Raw genomic sequence first — 19174 nt, 5'->3', positions numbered from 1 at the left:
TACCAATGAAGAAAATTGCAGTTTTTACATCAGGAGGAGATGCTCCGGGAATGAATGCATGTGTCAGAGCGGTAGTTCGTACCGGAATATATCATGGCCTGGAAGTCTATGGTATCATGTATGGATATGACGGAATGATCAATGGGGAAATCAAAAAGCTTCAGACCCATTCTGTCAGCAACATCGTACAGCGGGGAGGAACTATACTTAAGTCAGCCAGAAGTGATGATTTCAGAACCAGGGAAGGAAGACAAAAAGCATATGAACAGCTTCAGAAGCATGGTATAGAAGGATTGGTAGCCATAGGAGGAGATGGTACTTTTACAGGAGCAGATCTTTTTGCCAAAGAATTTGGCATGAAGGTAATCGGCTGTCCTGGAACCATAGACAATGACATATACGGAACGGATTATACCATAGGTTTTGATACAGCGCTCAATACTGCATTGGAGGCAATAGACAAAGTACGGGATACAGCAGCAGCACATGACCGGATATTCTTTATAGAAGTGATGGGCCGTGATAGTGGCTATATAGCAGTAGAATGTGGCATAGGCGGGGGAGCCGAACTGGTCATGGTGCCAGAAACCAAAACCACCATTTCAGATGTGGTAAAATCACTTAAAGGCCTAAGAAAAACTAAAACATCAAGTATTGTCATCGTGGCCGAAGGTGATGAAGAAGGTGGAGCGGCCGAAGTGATGTCTAAGGTAAAAAATGAAGTAAATGATGACCGTATGGACTTTAAAGTCACCACATTGGGCCATATACAGCGGGGAGGTAACCCTACTGCTAAAGACAGGATTCTCGGCAGCAGGTGTGGACTGGCTGCAGTAGAAGGGCTAATGGAGGGCAAAACCAATTGTATGGCCGGCATTATACATGATGAAGTAGCGTATACTGATTTTCAGGATTGTATCAATAAAGACAAGCCTCTTAACAAAGATTACCTGAGACTGGTAGACATCTTAAGCATTTAAATCTATACATAAATGGGATTTATTCCGATTTTTCTCACTTTGGGAGGATTTGTATTTCTGTTTACCATAGTGGTTTCTACCAGTATAAAAAACAAAAGAAAGGCATTCGATATGAGTTTTGATAAACTTAAAGAATCCCTCTCCCTCAAAGAAGATATGATCGCTAGCCGAGAAAGCCTTGTCCGATTGGAAAATGAATACCTTAGTAAAAAAGAAGCTGACCGTATACCTTCAAAAGTTGCACTCTCTCAAACGAAGCTTTACCTGTTCCAATACAACAGATTACTGAAGAAAAGGCCATATAGCTTTGTAGCATCTTTGATAGGGTATCATCCTATCTGATCAGCTATGAAACCTATTATCTGATCATTTTGGGAGGGATGAAACCACACATATGATTCATCTCTCCTAAACCAGGTCATCTGTCTTTTGGCGTACCTTCTAGAATTACGCTTTAAAAGCCGAATAGCTTCCTCTAGGTCGTATCTACCTTCTATAAAGTCAAATATCTCTTTATATCCGACAGTTTGTAAAGCGTTCAAATCTTTAAAAGCAAACAATTCTCGCGCCTCCTCAAAAAGACCCTGCGCTATCATTTGGTCCATCCTCATATCTATTCGGGCATATAGTTCTGCTCTATCCCGGTATAAGGCTATCTTGATGATCTTAAATGGACGGTCTACCCTCTTCTTTTCCCTGAAACTACTGAAAGGTTTTCCTGTTCCTCTAAACACTTCCAATGCACGGATCAGACGGTGTGGATTATTTTTATCTACGGTTTCAAAATATTCCGGATCCACTTCCGAGAGTAGCCTTTGTAAACTTTCAATGCCGGAGGTCCGGTACAGCCTGTTCAGTTCCTCCCTGATCAGTGGGTCTATATCTGGCATCTCATCAAACCCCTGACACACTGCATCTATATACAAACCTGACCCTCCGGTCATAATAACACATTTATGGTTCTTAAAAAGATTCTCCAACAACTGAAGGGTTTCCTTTTCAAAGATACGGACGTCGTAAGGGTCATGTATAGATAAGTGATCAATAAAATAATGTTTGGCTTCCATCAGTTCAGAAACAGTTGGTTTTGCAGTACCTATGTTCATTTCTTTAAAAAATTGTCTACTATCTGAAGAAAGTATAGAAGTGTTAAATTTTTTGGCTAATTTTATGCATAAATCCGTTTTCCCTACCGCTGTAGGACCGGCAATCACGATCAAGAAGTTAGTTTTATGAGTCAATTGGATTATTTTTTTTTTGATGATGAAACTACACGCTAAATTTACAGAATATTCATGATGAAAGACAAAAAGGTGCTGATAGTAGATGATAATGCCTTGAACAGAAAAGTTTTTGAAAACATCATTAGGCATAATTATCTTTTTGATACTGCCGAAAATGGTCTCATAGCACTGGAAAAATTGCGGATTGATCATTTTGATATCATACTGATGGATATCCAAATGCCTAAGCTTGACGGAATCTCTACATTAAAAGCGATAAAAGAAGAAAGCCTTTCGTCTAGTCCGATCATTGCTGTGTCTGCTTATTCAGATCAGAGTGACCGGGATTATTTTTTAGCTACAGGATTTGATGAGTTTATAGCCAAGCCGATCAAACCTAAACATTTATTGGAAACCATAGAGCAACAGCTTCATGACCCCTCCCCTACTACCGTACCTCTGGGTGACATGGAAGTAGAGGAGGACAATACCATAGAACTTGATGAAGGGATAGTAAAAAGATTACTTAAGTATAACACCCCCGAAAATATAAGAGAGGTATATCTGGATTTTATAGAAGAAGCAGAAGAGCTCACCTCGGACATAAAAAAAATTATAGATGAAAAAAATTACCCTGCAATTGGTGAAAAACTACACATCATTAAGGGTAATTCAGGCACATTAGGTGCCAATAGAATTTATCATTATAGTGCTTTCTTTGAAAAAAACATTAAAAACTCTAATTTCGAGAATATTTCCAAGGATTATTTGAAGCTGAAGCGAATGTTGGATAACTTTCGCGTATATTTTGGGGAACAAAAAATTATTTAATTATCATGAGCGAAATGAAAAAAGTTTTGGTAGCTGAAGACAGTTCAGTTATCATAAATTTAACGAAGAACGTACTTACTTTTGAAAATTTCCATATCACTTCCGTCAAAAACGGAAAACAGGTATTAGCCAAGTTGGAAAACGAAGATTTTGATTTAATCTTGATGGATATAAATATGCCCCAAATGGATGGAATAGAATGTACAAAAGCTATCAGATCGCTGCCGGATAGCAAAAAAGCTAAAATACCCATTATAGCCATTACAGGAAATTATAAAAATTATACCATGGATGATTTTAAACAAGCCGGCCTGGACGATTATATACAGAAGCCTCTTGACTATGATGTTCTGGTAGCCACCGTAAGGAAGCACGTGATCAAATAAAAAATGGCCATAAAGTATACCAAATCATATTTAGAAAAGATAGAAAATCTTTTCGCGGAATCTGATTATATACTTCGATATGAAAAAGGTAATTTTAAATCAGGGTACTGTATACTTAATGATACTAATGTCGTAATTGTAAATAAATACTATACTACAGAAGGTAAAATCAATACACTGTTAGACATATTGAAAGAATTAAATTTCAATCCCAAATCTTTTGCTTCCAAAAAGAATCAAGATTTTTTGGGTGAACTTCAACAAACCACTCTGAAACTTTGAACATTACTTTTCTAGGAACCGGAACATCCCAGGGAGTCCCCGTTATCGGATGTAATTGTGAAGTATGCAGATCTTTGGATTTTCGTGATAAACGCCTTAGGACTTCTATCCACCTTTTGGTAGATCATAAAAATATAGTAATAGACACAGGGCCTGATTTCAGACAACAAATGCTTCGGGAAGATATCACTGATCTTGATGCAGTAGTATATACACACGAACACAAAGATCATACTGCAGGATTAGATGATATTCGCCCTTATAATTTTAAGCATCAAAAAGATTTGCCTATTTTCGGCCGAAACACTGTCATAGACCAGATCAAACAGGAGTTTTCCTATATATTTTCTGCCAATAGCTATCCTGGCGTCCCCAGAGTAGTAGTAAATGAAATTAATAACAGCCCTTTCTATGTGGAAGGTATCCCTTTTATACCCATAGAAGTCTACCACCATAAGCTACCTGTATTTGGGTTTAGGATCAAAGATTTTACCTATATAACTGATGCCAATCATATAGCAGATGAAGAACTTGAAAAGATCTACGGCACTAAGGTACTTGTATTAAACGCTCTAAGGCTAAAACCTCACATTTCTCACTTTACCTTAGAGGAGGCCATAAACTTGATTAAAAAAATCAAACCTGAGCGGGCATTTCTTACCCATATCAGCCATCAGATGGGTATTCACAGAAAAGCTGAAAAACTTCTGCCAGAGGGCATTCACTTGGCCCATGATGGCCTGAAGATAAACCTCTAATCATGCACCTAAATTATCATTTTTTTAAATTTCTTTGTCCAGAATTGGATAATGAGTATCGAGGATTCGAACTCCTGGAGGCATTCAGCCAAAACAAAAACGAACTTATCCTGGCTTTTGAACGGGATGGAAAAGAAAAATATATCAGAGCAAACCTGCTACCTGCCAATACAGTCATAGATTATCCCCAAACTTTTGCCAGATCACTCAAAAACAATGTAAACCTTTTCAATCAGCTGGTAGGAGAAATCGTATCAGCTGTCTGCCCCTTTCTAAATGAGAGGGCATTTTACATCCGCTTCCAGTCCGGTCTTAGATTAGTGTTTAAAATGCATGGAAGTAGGAGCAATATCCTGTTATATACAGATAATGAAACCACTCCGGTTTTGTTATTTAGAAATGAGCTTAAGGATGATTTTGAATTGAATTTTAAGCACTTTGACAGATCATTGGACCTAAGCTATGAAAAATTTATAACACTGGAAGGAAACGTATCCCAATTCCTGCCGACCTTAGGTAAAGTACCCAGAGACTGGCTTAAAGAGCGGGGATACCTATCAGCAGGACTTCAGCGAAGATGGGAACTCATCATAGAGCTTCTGGACATGCTGGACAGTCCTATATATTCTATTGTGAAAGAAAGCAATGCATATCACCTTACCCTCTTGCCGGTGGAAGAAAGTATATTCCAATCTTCCTCCCCTATAGCAGCAAGTAACGCCTTTTTTAAACACGCTGTCATATATAGTGCTTTTGAAAAGGAAAAAGGAGTGCTTCTAAAGGCCATGCAGGAACAGATGCGCAAAACCGAAGCTTATATTAACAAGACGAGTGAAAAACTAAAAAGCATGGAGATGGATACTTCTCCACATCAGTTGGCAGATATTATTATGGCTAACCTGCACCAGATCCATTTACAGTCCGAAGAAATCACCCTGTATGACTTTTACCAGAACAGAGAAGTCACCTTTAAAATTAAGAGAGGTACCAGTCCACAAAAACATGCTGAAAACCTATATAGGAAAGGAAAGAACCGAAGGATAGAATTAGAACAGCTAAATAAGAACCTTCAAGATAAGCAAAATCTTATTCTCGCTCTTGGAAAACATGTAGAGGAACTAAATGGGATTCAAGATTTTAGGACACTTAGAGCTTATCAAAAGCACCATACCTTAACCCCCAACTCCAAATCACAAATGGAGCAAGTCCCATTCAAAAGGTTTGAAATAGAAGGGTTTACCATATTGGTAGGTAAATCAGCCAAGTCAAATGATGAGATGCTTAGAAAATACACGTATAAGGAAGACCTGTGGCTTCACGCTAAAAATGTGCCCGGATCACATGTCATCATCAAAGCTCAGGCCAACCGAAAATTGCCGAAAACCGTACTGGAAAAAGCGGCCGAGCTGGCTGCCTATTATTCCAAATACAGAACAGATGGCCTGGCACCGGTCATCTATACCCCTGCCAAATATGTCAGAAAAGTAAAAGGTTCAGCCCCCGGCGCAGTAATGGTAGATAAAGAAAGTGTCATCATGGTCAGACCCAATGGCCCTAAAGATGATTAAGGAGATAGCTTATCTGCTTAGTTCAGCAGATAAAACCTAAGTCCTTCCTCACTATGAGAAAAGGCCAGCAAGCCCTGGGTAATATAATAATGTAACCCCGCTTATCGTAAACTGTATTACAATATGTAGGGGCTAACTGCATTTTATATTTGCTCTTTATATTTAAAATCTCATCTATGGAAAAGTAGTAAAAAAAGCAAAAGCTGATCCCTAGTGGAATCAGCCTTTAAATTATAGTGTTTGTTTATTTTTGAACTTATTCTACTACATGTAACTTAAGCATATTTGTTTTGCCTTTTGCTTTGAGTGGCATGCTGGCGGTGTTGATGATGATATCTCCTTCCTTTACAAAACCGTCCTTTTTTAATTGCTCTTCTATATCAGTAAATGTTCCGTCTGTAGAAGTTTGGTTTACCCCATCATAAAAATATGCTCTGACTCCCCATACCAGACTTAGCTGTGTGATCAGACTTTTACTATTTGTAAAAATAAACATATTGGCCAAAGGCCTATGGGAAGCTAGTCTAAATGCAGTAAAGCCAGAAACAGTAATCCCCACCAAAGCCTTAGCTTTGACATTTCTGGATAGTCTGGATGCCATAAGCAATAGATTATTGCTTAAGAAAGTTTTATCATCTTCTGGGATCTTATATAAATTGTGATAGACTTCTGCATTTTGCTCTATATATTCTATCACACTGCTCATAGCTTTTACAGTTTCGACAGGATAATTCCCTGAAGCAGTTTCAGCTGAAAGCATCACGGCATCTGCTCCATCCAAGACGGCATTTGCCACATCATTGGTTTCGGCTCTGGTGGGCCTAGGGTTTACTATCATGCTTTCCATCATTTGCGTAGCGATGATCACCGGCTTGCAGGCAAGTTTGCATTTTTCCACCATTCTCTTTTGCCATATTGGCACCATCTGCATAGGAACTTCCACTCCTAAATCGCCACGTGCCACCATGATGGCGTCTGTGGCTTCTATGATCTCATCGATACATTCAAGTGCTTCAGGCTTCTCGATTTTGGCTACAATACGGCATGCTTTACCTGCTTCCTTGATTCTTCTCCTAAGGTCATAAATATCTTCAGCTGAACGTACAAATGACAAGGCAATCCAGTCCACCTCATGTTCTAAACCAAACACCAGGTCTTCCAGGTCCTTTTCGGTTAAAGACGGTGCACTTACTTTTGTATTAGGAAGATTGATTCCTTTTTTGGACTTAAGTATTCCGCCATGGACCACAGTACAGTGTACATTATTTCCTTCGGTATTGATGACGACCAGTTCCAGATTGCCATCATCAATCAGGATACGGTCACCTTCACTGACGTCATTAGGTAAGTTTTGATAAACGGTACTTACAAGAGTTGCATCACCTACTACAGGATCATTAGTAATAGTGATTTTATCTCCAGAAATAATCTTCACACCGCCATCCTTCATCTCACCTACGCGTATTTTAGGTCCCTGTAGATCCTGAAGGATCCCTACATTAAGATTAAGTTTTTTGTTGATATTTCTGATATGTTTTACCACTTCTGCATGACCTGTGTGGTTGCCATGGGAAAAATTGAGTCTAAATACTCCTGCTCCTGCCATGACAAGCTGGGTTAGGGTTTCTTCACTATTGCATGCGGGGCCCACAGTGGCCAAGATTTTTGTTTTATTAAAAACAGGTGTTTTCATTACTATATTTTTTTAATAGGTTAATAGGTTTTCTTTAGATTTTAATTTGGACACGTCCAGTCTGACCACGTTCTGGATCAAGGGATTTTCGGAAAGCTCCTCAATATAATCATTAATATTTAATTCGAAGGTATAATCCTGCAAGACTAAGAAGTAATCAATCGATTTAAGCTCCGGAACGAGGTAAAGCGCCTGATGTAAAGGGGAGAAAGCCTTATTTTTTAATAGCTGAATAAATCCGTGTTCTTTTTCAAGAATAAATTGTGAAATAATCAGCCGGGGCTTATTTATAAAATCCACTTCATAATCTTTGGTTTTTGATAGCTGAATCCCTAAAGATTTATTTATCAACCAGGCCATTTTATAGTCCTTAATGGGAGCTACAAGCCCTATAAGGTCAAATTCGTACTCATGTATTACCTGGAGTTTGCTTTTCTTCATTCAGGAAGAATTTAAAAAAACAAAGGTAAAAATATTCCATCAACTTCCATGTTTGATAAGAATATCTTAAATTTAGTTTCCTGTTTTTTTTGGCAATAAGGTATTTAATATATTTCTTTGCGGAGTGTTAAAACTAAACTGATCACAAAATGTCTGAAATTGCACAAAAAGTAAAAGCCATTATCGTTGATAAGTTAGGCGTAGAAGAATCTGAGGTAACTCCAGAGGCTAGCTTCACTAACGACCTGGGAGCTGACTCTCTAGATACCGTTGAGCTTATCATGGAATTCGAAAAAGAATTCAACATCTCTATTCCAGATGACCAAGCTGAACAAATTGGCACTGTAGGCCAAGCGGTGAGCTATTTGGAAGCTAACGTGAAATAATATTTATCACTGAAAATTCATTTATGAATTTAAAAAGAGTTGTAGTAACAGGATTAGGTGCCCTTACACCAATTGGCAATACCGTTCCAGAATTTTGGGATGGCCTGACAAATGGTGTAAGTGGTGCTGCTCCTATTACAAGATTCGATGCCTCTAAATTCAAGACGCAATTTGCCTGCGAACTTAAAAATTTTGACGTAGAGCAATTTATCGATAAAAAAGAAGCTAGAAAAATGGATCCATTCTGCCAATATGCTATGATAGTAGCAGATGAGGCCGTTTTGGATTCCGGACTTGATCTTGAAAAAATCGACCTGACCAAAGCCGGGGTAATCTGGGGATCTGGTATAGGGGGATTAAAAACTTTTCAGGATGAAGTAACCTCTTTCGCACATGGAGATGGCACTCCAAGGTTCAATCCCTTCTTCATACCCAAGATGATCGCTGACATCAGTGCAGGATTTATATCGATCAAGTATGGCTTTCAGGGACCTAACTTTGTCACCGTATCCGCTTGTGCATCTGGCACTAATGCCATGATAGACGCTTTTAATTATATTCGATTAGGCAAAGCTAATATATTCATCACCGGAGGATCTGAAGCCGCAGTAACTGAGGCCGGTATGGGAGGATTCAATGCAATGAAAGCCCTATCACAGAGAAATGAATCCCCGGAGACAGCATCAAGACCCTTTGACAAAGACAGAGATGGCTTTGTTCTGGGAGAAGGTGCAGGTGCCATTATACTTGAAGAGTACGAGCATGCCAAGGCCAGAGGAGCAAAAATCTATGCAGAAATAGTAGGTGGCGGAATGACAGCAGATGCCTATCATATCACCGCTCCACATCCTGAGGGACAGGGAGCTGGGAATGTTATGAAATTTGCCCTTGAAGACGCCGGATTGCAGCCCGAAGATATAGATTATATCAACGTGCATGGTACATCTACCCCACTGGGAGATGTAAGTGAAGTTAAAGCCATCCAGCGAGTTTTTGGTGATCATGCCTATAAATTAAACATAAGCAGTACCAAATCGATGACGGGACACCTATTGGGAGCAGCAGGAGCGATAGAAGCCATAGCATCTATCCTTGCCGTACAAAACGATACTGTCCCTCCTACCATCAATCATTTTACCGATGATGAAGGGCTGGATACAAAGCTGAATTTAACTTTCAATAATGCCCAAAAAAGAGAAGTTAGAGCTGCTCTAAGTAATACTTTTGGATTTGGAGGACATAACTGTTCCGTCATTTTCAAAAAAATCACCGAATAGCATTGAAAATAATAAGGCTACTCCGGTTACAAGAGCTTATTTATAATACTAAAGAAAGAAGGCTTGCTGCTGCTATCAAAATGATAGTAGGCCGCAAGCCTTTGAATTTAGCACTCTATAAGCTCGCCATTAAACATGCTTCTGCGGCAGAAGAAATAGGAAATGGCATAAAAATATCAAATGAAAGATTAGAATATCTCGGTGATGCCGTCCTGGGCACGATCATAGCCGAACACCTTTTCCTTAAATTCCCTTACAGAGATGAAGGTTTTCTTACTGAAACCCGATCCCGAATCGTAAACAGAGAATCACTGAACCAAATAGGGCTCAAGATAGGGCTAGAAAAAATAGTAGAGTCTGAACTATCACAAAAGGGCCTTTATCTACATAAATCTATTTACGGGGATACCTTTGAAGCCTTAGTGGGTGCAGTATACCTGGATAGAGGGTATTATTTTACCAAACATTTTATTCTCACACGCATACTCACTCATTTCGATCTGGACAATATTATAAAGACCACCATCAATTTTAAAAGCAAGATCATAGAATGGGCCCAAAAATATAACCACCAAATCGAGTTTTCTTTGTCTACAGTCAATGGCAATAAGAGATTTAAAGAGTTTGTAGTAAATTTAACCATAGATGGCGTCGACGCTGTGGAAGGTAAAGGGGCCACCAAAAAAAAAGCGGAACAGGAAGCTGCCAAAGCTGCATGCGAAAAGTTAAACATTCCCCTCTAATATCGCTTGTGACATATATATTGGCATTTTAAGCAAATAAATTTCTTTTATATGGCAAACATAAAAATCGGTGGGGTCACTGTGAATCAGACTCCCTTGGACTGGAAAGGGAATTTTAATAATATCATAGACGCGATATCAGAAGCAAGATTATTAAGGGTGGATATCCTATGTTTTCCAGAATTGGCCATTACAGGTTATGGAAGCGAAGATTTATTTTTAAGTTATTGGTATCCACAGAAAGCTTTAAAGCAAATCCAAAAACTTTTGCCTTACAGCCAGGATATGACCATATGCGTGGGAACACCTGTGAGGGTTCAAGAATTGGTGTACAACTGTATAGCGGTATTAGAAAACGGCAAATTAAAAGGGCTGGTGGCCAAGCAGTGCATGGCCATAGATGGTGTACATTATGAATTTCGCTGGTTTACTCCTTGGTCAGCAGGAGAAATTATATCATTTGACTTTTTTGGTGAGAATGTACCTATGGGTGACATCATCTTTAATAATGGTGAATATAAATATGGCTTTGAAATTTGTGAAGATGCATGGAGAGGGGCTGCCAGACCGGGATATAGGCTCAAAGATAGAAATGTAGATTTCATCTTTAATCCCAGCGCAAGCCATTATGCTATGGGAAAAAGCAGATTAAGAGAAACCCTTATCAAGGAGAGTTCTAAAGAACTCAATGCCATATATTTTTATGTCAATTTATTGGGAAATGAAAGTGGCAGGATGATTTTTGATGGGGAAATTATGGTAGCCAAGGATGGAAGGCTGCTTGAAAAGAACCAATTATTAAGCTTTAAGGCCTATCAAATCCTTACTTTTTCCACGGAACAAGAAATAACAGCATCTATAGGCAATCCTCAGAAATATAAGAAAGAAGAAGAATTCAGCCAAGCAGTGAGTTTGGCCCTGTTTGATTACCTAAGAAAAAGCAGGAGTAAAGGCTTTGTCCTTTCACTAAGCGGAGGTGCAGACTCCTCCTCCATCGCCATCATGGTAGCTGAAATGGTAAGAAGAGGCATTTTGGAGCTTGGATCGGATCTATTTCTTCAAAAGTTACACCTCGATATAGCATTAGTACCAGGTGAACCTGAGAAACAGATCGTCCATCAATTATTGACCACCGCCTATCAAGGGACAAAGAATTCATCCAAAGACACATTAGAAAGTGCCAAAAAGTTAGCGGAAAGTATAGGAGCTGTATTTTATGAGTGGGAGATAGATGAAGAAGTAAATTCGTATACGGCAAAAATAGAAAAAGCCATCGGGAGAAGCCTTACATGGCAAAAAGATGACATCACCCTGCAGAACATCCAGGCAAGGTCCAGATCACCCATTATCTGGATGCTGGCCAATATAAATAACGCACTCCTTCTGACTACATCAAACAGAAGTGAGGGAGATGTGGGATATGCTACCATGGATGGGGATACCAGCGGAAGCATCTCACCTATAGCAGCCGTAGATAAGACTTTTATCATTAAATGGCTAAAATGGGCGGAGACTTCATTAGGATATCAGGGTCTGCAATACGTAAATGCACTGCAGCCCACAGCAGAATTGAGACCTCAGGACAACAAACAGACGGACGAAGACGATCTGATGCCTTATCCTATCCTGCTTAAAATTGAACAGAATGCGATCCGGGACAAGCGTTCTCCTATGGATATATATTTAATTTTAAAAGAAGAAATAGATATTGCCCCTTCTCTTCTAAAGAAATACATCACCAAATTTTTTAAACTTTGGTCGAGAAACCAGTGGAAAAGAGAAAGATTAGCACCTTCTTTTCATCTTGATGAATTTAATGTTGACCCGAAGACCTGGTATAGGTTCCCTATTCTATCCGGTGGGTTTATAGAAGAATTAGAAGAATTGGCGTCATTAGACGAATAATAAATATAACTTAGTAAAAATTTTGATATAAGGAATGTTTGAGATCCCATTATTGTATACGGTCTGGAGTCCGGATCCTATAATATTTACCCTTTTTGATACGATCAGTTTAAGATGGTACAGTTTGTTTTTTGCCTTAGGCTTTATTATTTCCCAGCAGATTATGGTCTATATCTTTAGGGCAGAGGGGCATCCAGAGACATTGGTGGACAGATTGACCATTTTTATGGTGGTAGCCACTATAGTGGGAGCCAGGTTAGGTCATGTCTTGTTTTATGAACCTGAAAAGTACTTGAGTGACCCTTTAAGTATTTTGAGAGTATGGGAAGGGGGTCTGGCCAGTCATGGAGCTGCTATAGCCATTTTGATTGCTTTGTGGCTATATGTAAGAGGAGTACCTGCACAGAACTACCTCTGGGTGGTGGATAGGATAGTAATAGTAGTAGCCCTTACGGGAGGTCTAATCCGCATGGGAAATCTTATGAACTCTGAAATAGGGGGAAAGCCAACCGGAACCGACAGTGGATTTGTCTTTGCTAGGGATACTGAAGAATCACTGAGTACGTTAAAGATACCGATCACAGACGTTATTTCCTATAAGCCCGAAAACCGGTCACAGGACCAAAAGGGATCAGGAATAGTCCCCATAAATTTCGATATCAGTATATCCAAAGGAGGATATGAAGAAAATGCGCTCAGACAGGCCTTGGAAACTGATGTGAAATATGTTCTGACCCGATTCAGAAGTTCTCAGAAATATCTTGCCGAAAACCCGGAATCCCCGTTAAATTATCAGCTTCAAGATAAAGGAAGTTATTATATAGCTACTATAGAAACATATGGTATCGTAAGGCACCCTACCCAGATTTATGAGTCAGTGTCTTATTTTCTGATATTTATAGGATTATTTATAGGATGGGTAAAATATAAAGAAAAGATTCCTGAGGGGCTTTATCTAGGTATATTCCTGGTCTCTGTATTTGGGATGAGATTTATATGGGAATTTCTCAAAGAGTCCCAGGTAGATTTTGAAGAAGATTTAGTGATAAATATGGGTCAGCTTCTGAGCATACCTGCTGTAGTGGGTGGATTGGCACTGATCATATTTGCCTTGAGCAAAAACAGACAGAAAATCAATTAAGGTACGGGATCATGGCCGTGCCCACCAAAGGGGTTACAACTGATTATCCGTTTAAAAGCTAACCATCCGCCTTTGATGACACCGTGCTTAAGTATAGCTTCTTTTGCATATTGACTGCAGGTAGGTGTATACCGACACATGGCCGGCAGCAGGGGAGAAATGAGATATTGGTAACACAAAATGGGAAAGATGAATACTTTTCTGATAATAGTTTTCAAATCAATTATATATAATTTACTGTGGATAAAATTTACTTGATCTGTACCACCTCTTAATCCGGGGGTATTGATTAACTTTAGCTTGGAATGCCATGCTTGTGGCAAACGTAAATATAGTCCCAAATAATAATAATCTCTGTAATACGGTTTGAAAATAGATTCATCATATATAATACCTTTGCTTTTGTGCCTGCTGCTATTGATCCATCCTGCTTTAGGACAGGATACAAGGACTGATAAATATTTAAGTGAAGACTTTAACGCCCCAGATAAAATAACCATCAATAATATCTTTATCATAGGTAATGAAAAGACTCGTAAAAATATCATTCAGAGAGAACTGAATCTGACAGCTAAAACTACATATGACTGGGAAGAATTTATTTCATTTTTGGAGGAGGACAAAAAAAAGATTTATAACCTGCAGCTTTTTACCAGTGTAGAAGTCACCCCGCTTTTTACGGAAGATGATCAGGTAGAAATCCTCATATCCGTAAAGGAAAGATGGTATGTAATGCCTGGGATTATATTCCAGCTGGCAGACAGAAACTTTTCAGAATGGTGGGTCAATCAGAATAGGGACCTTTCAAGGGTAAATTATGGGGTAAAACTAAACCATAACAATGTAGGAGGAAGAAATGAAAAGCTTAAGGTCCTGGCACAGTTTGGTTTTACACAGGCTTTTGAAGTCACTTATTCTAAGCCGTATATAGATGTTAAGCAACAGCATGGCATAGCAGCTCAGGTAACTTACTTCTCCAACAGGACCATACCCATAAGGTCTATAGACAATAGGCAGGTGTTTTTTACCAATGAGCAGGAAGATATACTTCGGAGAAACTTAAGTGCTACACTTCAATACACCTTTAGAGGAAGTTATTATAATTTTCATAATGTAAGCTTGGGGTTTAATCGGACAGATATTCATCCGGATGTATTGCAGGCCAATCCGAACTATTTCTTAGATGACGATGTCCAGCTACATTATTTTATGGCAGGATATAGCTATAGGCATGATAAAAGGGATAATATAGCTTATGCTACTGAAGGACAAGTTTTAGCATTGGGAATTAACCGATATGGTTTGTTTACCAATGATGATGTTAATGAAACCGAGTTTGCGCTAATGGTCAATAAATATCTAAGGCTAAACAATAAATTTCACTATGTAACCGGATTTTCAGGATCTAGCTACCTCAGCCCGCGCCAACCTTATATATTGGTAAGGGGTGTCGGTTATAATCCGAACTTTATCAGAGGATATGAACTTAATGTAATAGAAGGACAGCAGACTGTGGTCCACAAAAATAGCATTAGATATGAACTATTAAATGCTAATCTGGACCTCTCTCGCTATTCACCAATTGATGCTATATCTTATTTCCCAATACGAATGTATATAAGCGGTAATTTTGACCATGGCCATGTAAGAGATAGAAATTTTATTCCTGAAAACTCCCGTCTTACCAATAAATATTTATTCGGATATGGAGTTGGTCTTGATTTGGTTACTTTTTATGATAATGTATTCCGCTTTGAATACTCCATTAACGATCAGGGCCTGGGTAATTTCTTTATCAACTTCACCGCCCCACTGTAGAGGCGATACAATGCTACCCGGTGAAGAACATATGAGTTTTTAAGCTCCGACTATTAATAGGATCATTTTTTGGACACCCTAAAAAAAATACGCTTAATTCATTAGTAGTATTTTATTTTTTTTATTAAATTCAAATTCAATATTTTTTATTTAAACTACTTTTTACATATGGTAAAATATGTTTTTGTCTTTGGTATTCTTTTAGAGTTTATCAGTTTTTTTTCAATTGCCCAAAATGGCATGGACGCCTATCCTACAGGAGGAAGAAGTATAGGAATGGGCAATGCTAATGTGACTTTGGCAGATGGGTGGAGTATGTTCAACAATATAGGGGGCTTGGGAAGGATAGAACAAACTCAGGCGGTATTTGGATACGACCATAGACTTAATATGAATGAACTTACTACCTTGGCAGCAGGACTAGCCCTGGTACAGCGATGGGGAAATTTAGGACTAAATGTAAGCCACTATGGGGGCACACTTTTTAACCAGCAAAATATCGGTATAGGATTTTCTAACACACTAGGCATTACCAGCTTTGGCTTAAAATTAAATTATCTGCAGACCAATATTGAGGGCTTTGGAAGAAGTGGCTCACCGATCATAGAATTTGGAGGAATAGCAGAACTGACACCTCAACTATTCTTTGGGGCCCATATCTATAACCTATCAAGATCCAAATTGAGCAAGCTTTCTGAAGAATACCTGCCCATGACCATAAAAGCAGGTCTCTCTTACCGGCCTTCTGAATTTTTGATGCTGAATATGGAAGCTGAAAAAGAAATCTTACTCGAACCCATATTTAAAGCCGGTCTGGAGTACAATTTAAAAAACAGAATATGGGGAAGAACAGGATTTAACACCCAGCCAAACAATCTTTTCTTTGGACTTGGTTTTAAACCTAGGCGCTACCACATAGATTATGCTATGGGACAAAATTATCGACTAGGTTTCACACATCATTTTTCATTCAATCTTTTATTTAACGAATGAAAAGGCGGCTGGTCATCGGCCTTATAATATATTTACATGCCGGTATAATCTATGCCCAGACCTTTCGGAGGAATGATATCGATCTGGAAGCTTTGATAGAAGAGCTTTTCCCTATACAGGATGATGAAGATCTGGACTATGAAAATATATATGAGAATCTTTTGCAGCTATTTCTAAACCCCCTTCCACTAAATAGAGCTACTGCCGAGGAGCTCCAATCGTTATACCTTCTTTCCCCTTTACAGATTAATAGTATAATTGAGCACCGAGATACTTTTGGACCTATGCTTTCCGTGTACGAACTACAGGCGGTGCCAGAGATGGATCTTCAAACGATCTATAGGCTAATCCCATTTGTGACCATAGCAGATGGGGAATCCTATCTGACGGGCTCATTATGGAAAAGGATCACCCATGAAAGGGATGCTTATCTAATCATCAGACACCGGAGGGTATGGGAAACCAGAAAAGGATATACGGCACCGGATACATTGAGTAGCGGCAGACTGACCAGCAGGTATATGGGGGATCCTAACGACCTATATGTTCGGTTCCGGATACAACACGTAAAAGATTTCAGCTTGGGATTTACGCTGGACAAAGATCCAGGTGAACAATTTATATGGGACCCCTCAACACACCGTTACAAGTTTAATTTCGTCTCTGCGCACTTTACAGTCTATAACAAAGGTAAATGGAAAGCCATAAGCATTGGGGATTTTCAGATGCAGTCAGGTCAGGGCTTGGTATTTGGAGCTGGATTTTCGGTGGGTAAAGGTGCTGAGACAATTACCACTGTAAGAAGAAGTACCATAGGGCTTAGACCTTATACATCAGTATTAGAATACGGCTTTTTCAGAGGGGCAGCAGCCACTTATAGCCTCGAAAGTATAAATGTTACAGCCCTCGCCTCCTCGACTCCGCGGGATGGAAGAATAGAAACCATACTGGATACCCTAGAGAGGCAAGATGCTTTTATCTCTTCCCTTATGCTCAGCGGCCTACATAGGACCCCTACCGAAATAGCCAATAAAGCCCAAGCCAGAGAACAGAACCTAGGCATTAACCTACATTACCAATCCATAGGGAGGAAATTGCAGGTTGGTATGAACGCTCTATTAACCAGCTTCAGCCAACCGTTTATCAGGTCGCCCAGAATATATAACCAGTTTGAATTTAGGGGACAGTACAATCATATTAAAAGTGCTTACTTTAGCTACAATCTGCAAAATTATTTTTTCTTTGGAGAATCAGCTATTTCCAAAAGCGGAGGAACAGGGACGGTATTAGGCCTCATGAGCAGTTTAAATCCCAATGTGGATCTTTCTGTACTGTGGAGAAAGTATGACAGGGATTTTCATTCGTTATATGGCAATGCTTTTTCGGAAGGTACCAGGCCGATAAATGAAACAGGGCTATACCTAGGACTGAATATTAAACCTTTAAGAAAGGTCAACTGGAGTGGATATTATGACCAGTTTAGATTTCCCTGGTTGCGTTTTAGAGCATATGCTCCCTCTGAAGGTTATGAATGGCTCCAGCGACTGGCTTATAATCCAAGTAGGCAGTTGATGCTTTACTTACAGGTGAGAGAAGAGACCAAAGATCGCAATACATCTCTAGAAAACACAAATGGACATGGATATAACTTGAGACCAGCTAAACGACGAAATTATCTCGCCAATTTAGATTTTGCCATAGATAAGCAGTGGAGCATTAAGTCAAGGGTACAATTCAGCACCTTCGAATTCGAAAAAAACCAAACCAGTGGCTTTGCAATCATCCAAGATCTAAACCTCAATATGGATAAATGGAAATGGAGTGGAAGGATTGCCTTATTTGATACAGAAGATTATGAAAACAGACAATATGTTTTTGAACGCAATGTACTTTGGGCCTTTTCCATCCCACAGTATAATGGCCAGGGGGTTAGGTATTATCTTTTGGGACAATATCGGCTTTCCCCGAAATTAACATTTTGGGGGAGAATGGGTCGTACCACCTACACAGATAGGGAAATTATCAGTTCAGGACTCCAAGAAATAAACGGGCACCGGTTGACCGAGACCACTTTTCAGATGAGGTATCAATTCAATAGATAATGAAAACTTATGATAAAATGTCATACTCCAAAATGGGTGTAAAATAAATTTAAATCATCATAAATCACAAAGGAGACACCTAAAAATAAGCGCATTACTAAATAGATAAAGCTTTTCCTACCTATTCTTAAGCAAATCGCGGATTTCTTCCAATAACTTTTCCTCCCTTGATGGAGCTGGAGGTATAACCGGTTTAGCCTCTTCCTTTTTCTGCAATCGGCTCATGGCCCTGATGGCCAAAAATATAACAAAAGCTATAATGAGGAAATCGATTATAAACTGGATAAAATTACCATAATTAATAGTTACAGCATTAATTTCCACTCCCGATGGATCAAGGTATGCCTCACGAAGTACAAACATCAAATCTTTAAAATCAACACCACCTATAAGCAATCCTATAGGAGGCATGATGATATCATTAACCAAAGATGTCACGATCCGACCAAAGGCTCCGCCGATGATCACGGCTATGGCCAAATCTACCACATTCCCTCTTACAGCAAATACTTTAAATTCTTTTATAAATGACATATTTAATGATTTTAAAGGTTTTTAATTCAAATATGCTATTTATAACAATTTAATCCTATAATTAGGCTATTTTTTCCCTATAACTATTACTTTTAAATCAAGTATGTTATTTT

At 38.9% G+C, this 19174-nt stretch carries 20 protein-coding genes; 15 read left to right on the top strand and 5 right to left on the bottom strand.

The window, feature by feature from the left end:
* Positions 1-5: 5 nt before the first annotated feature.
* Both pfkA and EL17_RS17025 read left to right on the top strand, forming a co-directional pair.
* Positions 6-980 (top strand): 6-phosphofructokinase, encoded by a 975-nt coding sequence (gene pfkA, locus EL17_RS17030; protein ID WP_035076851.1) that lies wholly within the window; start codon positions 6-8, stop codon positions 978-980.
* Between the two features lie 12 nt (positions 981-992).
* A complete protein-coding gene (locus EL17_RS17025; protein WP_035076849.1) occupies positions 993-1322 on the top strand; it encodes a hypothetical protein in 330 nt (109 codons plus the stop codon).
* On the opposite strand, the gene miaA is transcribed toward EL17_RS17025, so the two are convergent.
* Positions 1310-2221, bottom strand: coding sequence for a tRNA (adenosine(37)-N6)-dimethylallyltransferase MiaA (gene miaA, locus EL17_RS17020; protein ID WP_035077604.1), 912 nt, complete (start codon positions 2219-2221; stop codon positions 1310-1312). The two genes, EL17_RS17025 and miaA, sit on opposite strands and share 13 nt — an antisense overlap.
* Positions 2222-2275: 54 nt before the next feature.
* Between miaA and EL17_RS17015 the strand changes: the two genes are divergently transcribed.
* Genes EL17_RS17015 through EL17_RS16995 form a run of 5 tightly spaced genes read left to right on the top strand, consistent with a single transcriptional unit; the run spans position 2276 to position 6028 of the window.
* Positions 2276-3034, top strand: coding sequence for an Hpt domain-containing response regulator (locus EL17_RS17015; RefSeq protein ID WP_316932672.1), 759 nt, complete (start codon positions 2276-2278; stop codon positions 3032-3034).
* A 5-nt stretch (positions 3035-3039) separates the two neighbouring features.
* Complete coding sequence (locus EL17_RS17010; protein WP_035076845.1) at positions 3040-3420, top strand: response regulator; 381 nt, start codon at positions 3040-3042, stop codon at positions 3418-3420.
* Positions 3421-3423: 3 nt separating this feature from the next.
* Positions 3424-3702 (top strand): hypothetical protein, encoded by a 279-nt coding sequence (locus EL17_RS17005; protein ID WP_035076843.1) that lies wholly within the window; start codon positions 3424-3426, stop codon positions 3700-3702.
* Positions 3699-4460 (top strand): MBL fold metallo-hydrolase, encoded by a 762-nt coding sequence (locus EL17_RS17000; RefSeq protein ID WP_035076841.1) that lies wholly within the window; start codon positions 3699-3701, stop codon positions 4458-4460. Before EL17_RS17005 ends, EL17_RS17000 begins: the two co-directional genes overlap by 4 nt.
* Before the next feature lie 2 nt (positions 4461-4462).
* The gene (locus tag EL17_RS16995; RefSeq protein WP_035076839.1) at positions 4463-6028 is read left to right on the top strand and encodes an NFACT RNA binding domain-containing protein; all 1566 of its coding nucleotides are present in this window, start codon (positions 4463-4465) and stop codon (positions 6026-6028) included.
* Positions 6029-6284: 256 nt separating this feature from the next.
* Here the strand turns inward: EL17_RS16995 and pyk are convergent, their stop codons facing one another.
* A complete protein-coding gene (pyk, locus tag EL17_RS16990; RefSeq protein ID WP_035076837.1) occupies positions 6285-7721 on the bottom strand; it encodes a pyruvate kinase in 1437 nt (478 codons plus the stop codon).
* Positions 7722-7733: 12 nt separating this feature from the next.
* Positions 7734-8162: an IPExxxVDY family protein gene (locus EL17_RS16985; protein WP_035076834.1), complete on the bottom strand. Its 429-nt coding sequence runs from the start codon at positions 8160-8162 to the stop codon at positions 7734-7736.
* 149 nt (positions 8163-8311) lie between these two features.
* On the opposite strand from EL17_RS16985, the gene EL17_RS16980 reads away from it, so the two are divergent.
* From EL17_RS16980 to EL17_RS16960, 5 genes are read left to right on the top strand one after another with little or no spacing between them, the layout of a single operon-like run.
* Positions 8312-8548: an acyl carrier protein gene (locus EL17_RS16980; RefSeq protein ID WP_010855324.1), complete on the top strand. Its 237-nt coding sequence runs from the start codon at positions 8312-8314 to the stop codon at positions 8546-8548.
* Between the two features lie 23 nt (positions 8549-8571).
* Entirely contained in the window at positions 8572-9825 is a 1254-nt protein-coding gene (gene fabF / locus EL17_RS16975) for a beta-ketoacyl-ACP synthase II (protein WP_035076831.1), read from the top strand.
* 2 nt (positions 9826-9827) lie between these two features.
* Positions 9828-10568 (top strand): ribonuclease III, encoded by a 741-nt coding sequence (gene rnc, locus EL17_RS16970; protein WP_035076830.1) that lies wholly within the window; start codon positions 9828-9830, stop codon positions 10566-10568.
* 51 nt (positions 10569-10619) lie between these two features.
* Positions 10620-12473, top strand: a complete 1854-nt coding sequence (gene nadE, locus EL17_RS16965; RefSeq protein ID WP_035076828.1) for an NAD(+) synthase — start codon at positions 10620-10622, stop codon at positions 12471-12473.
* 34 nt (positions 12474-12507) lie between these two features.
* Positions 12508-13614, top strand: a complete 1107-nt coding sequence (locus EL17_RS16960; RefSeq protein ID WP_035076826.1) for a prolipoprotein diacylglyceryl transferase — start codon at positions 12508-12510, stop codon at positions 13612-13614.
* Here the strand turns inward: EL17_RS16960 and yidD are convergent.
* The gene (yidD, locus tag EL17_RS24075; protein WP_035077601.1) at positions 13611-13832 is read right to left on the bottom strand and encodes a membrane protein insertion efficiency factor YidD; all 222 of its coding nucleotides are present in this window, start codon (positions 13830-13832) and stop codon (positions 13611-13613) included. The two genes, EL17_RS16960 and yidD, sit on opposite strands and share 4 nt — an antisense overlap.
* Positions 13833-13980: 148 nt before the next feature.
* On the opposite strand from yidD, the gene EL17_RS16950 reads away from it, so the two are divergent.
* The 3 genes from EL17_RS16950 (at position 13981) to EL17_RS16940 (ending at position 18527) form a co-directional block, all read left to right on the top strand.
* The gene (locus EL17_RS16950; protein ID WP_035076824.1) at positions 13981-15432 is read left to right on the top strand and encodes a BamA/TamA family outer membrane protein; all 1452 of its coding nucleotides are present in this window, start codon (positions 13981-13983) and stop codon (positions 15430-15432) included.
* A gap of 168 nt (positions 15433-15600) precedes the next feature.
* Positions 15601-16425, top strand: coding sequence for a PorV/PorQ family protein (locus EL17_RS16945; RefSeq protein WP_035076822.1), 825 nt, complete (start codon positions 15601-15603; stop codon positions 16423-16425).
* Positions 16422-18527: a ComEA family DNA-binding protein gene (locus EL17_RS16940; protein ID WP_035076820.1), complete on the top strand. Its 2106-nt coding sequence runs from the start codon at positions 16422-16424 to the stop codon at positions 18525-18527. Before EL17_RS16945 ends, EL17_RS16940 begins: the two co-directional genes overlap by 4 nt.
* A gap of 117 nt (positions 18528-18644) precedes the next feature.
* Here EL17_RS16940 and mscL read toward each other — a convergent pair whose 3' ends face one another.
* Positions 18645-19061, bottom strand: coding sequence for a large-conductance mechanosensitive channel protein MscL (gene mscL, locus EL17_RS16935; protein ID WP_035076811.1), 417 nt, complete (start codon positions 19059-19061; stop codon positions 18645-18647).
* Positions 19062-19174 lie beyond the last annotated feature (113 nt).

It is taken from the genome of Anditalea andensis (genome assembly GCF_000714815.1).
GTDB lineage: Bacteria > Bacteroidota > Bacteroidia > Cytophagales > Cyclobacteriaceae > Anditalea > Anditalea andensis.
This window is presented reverse-complemented; position numbering and strand designations above follow the sequence as displayed.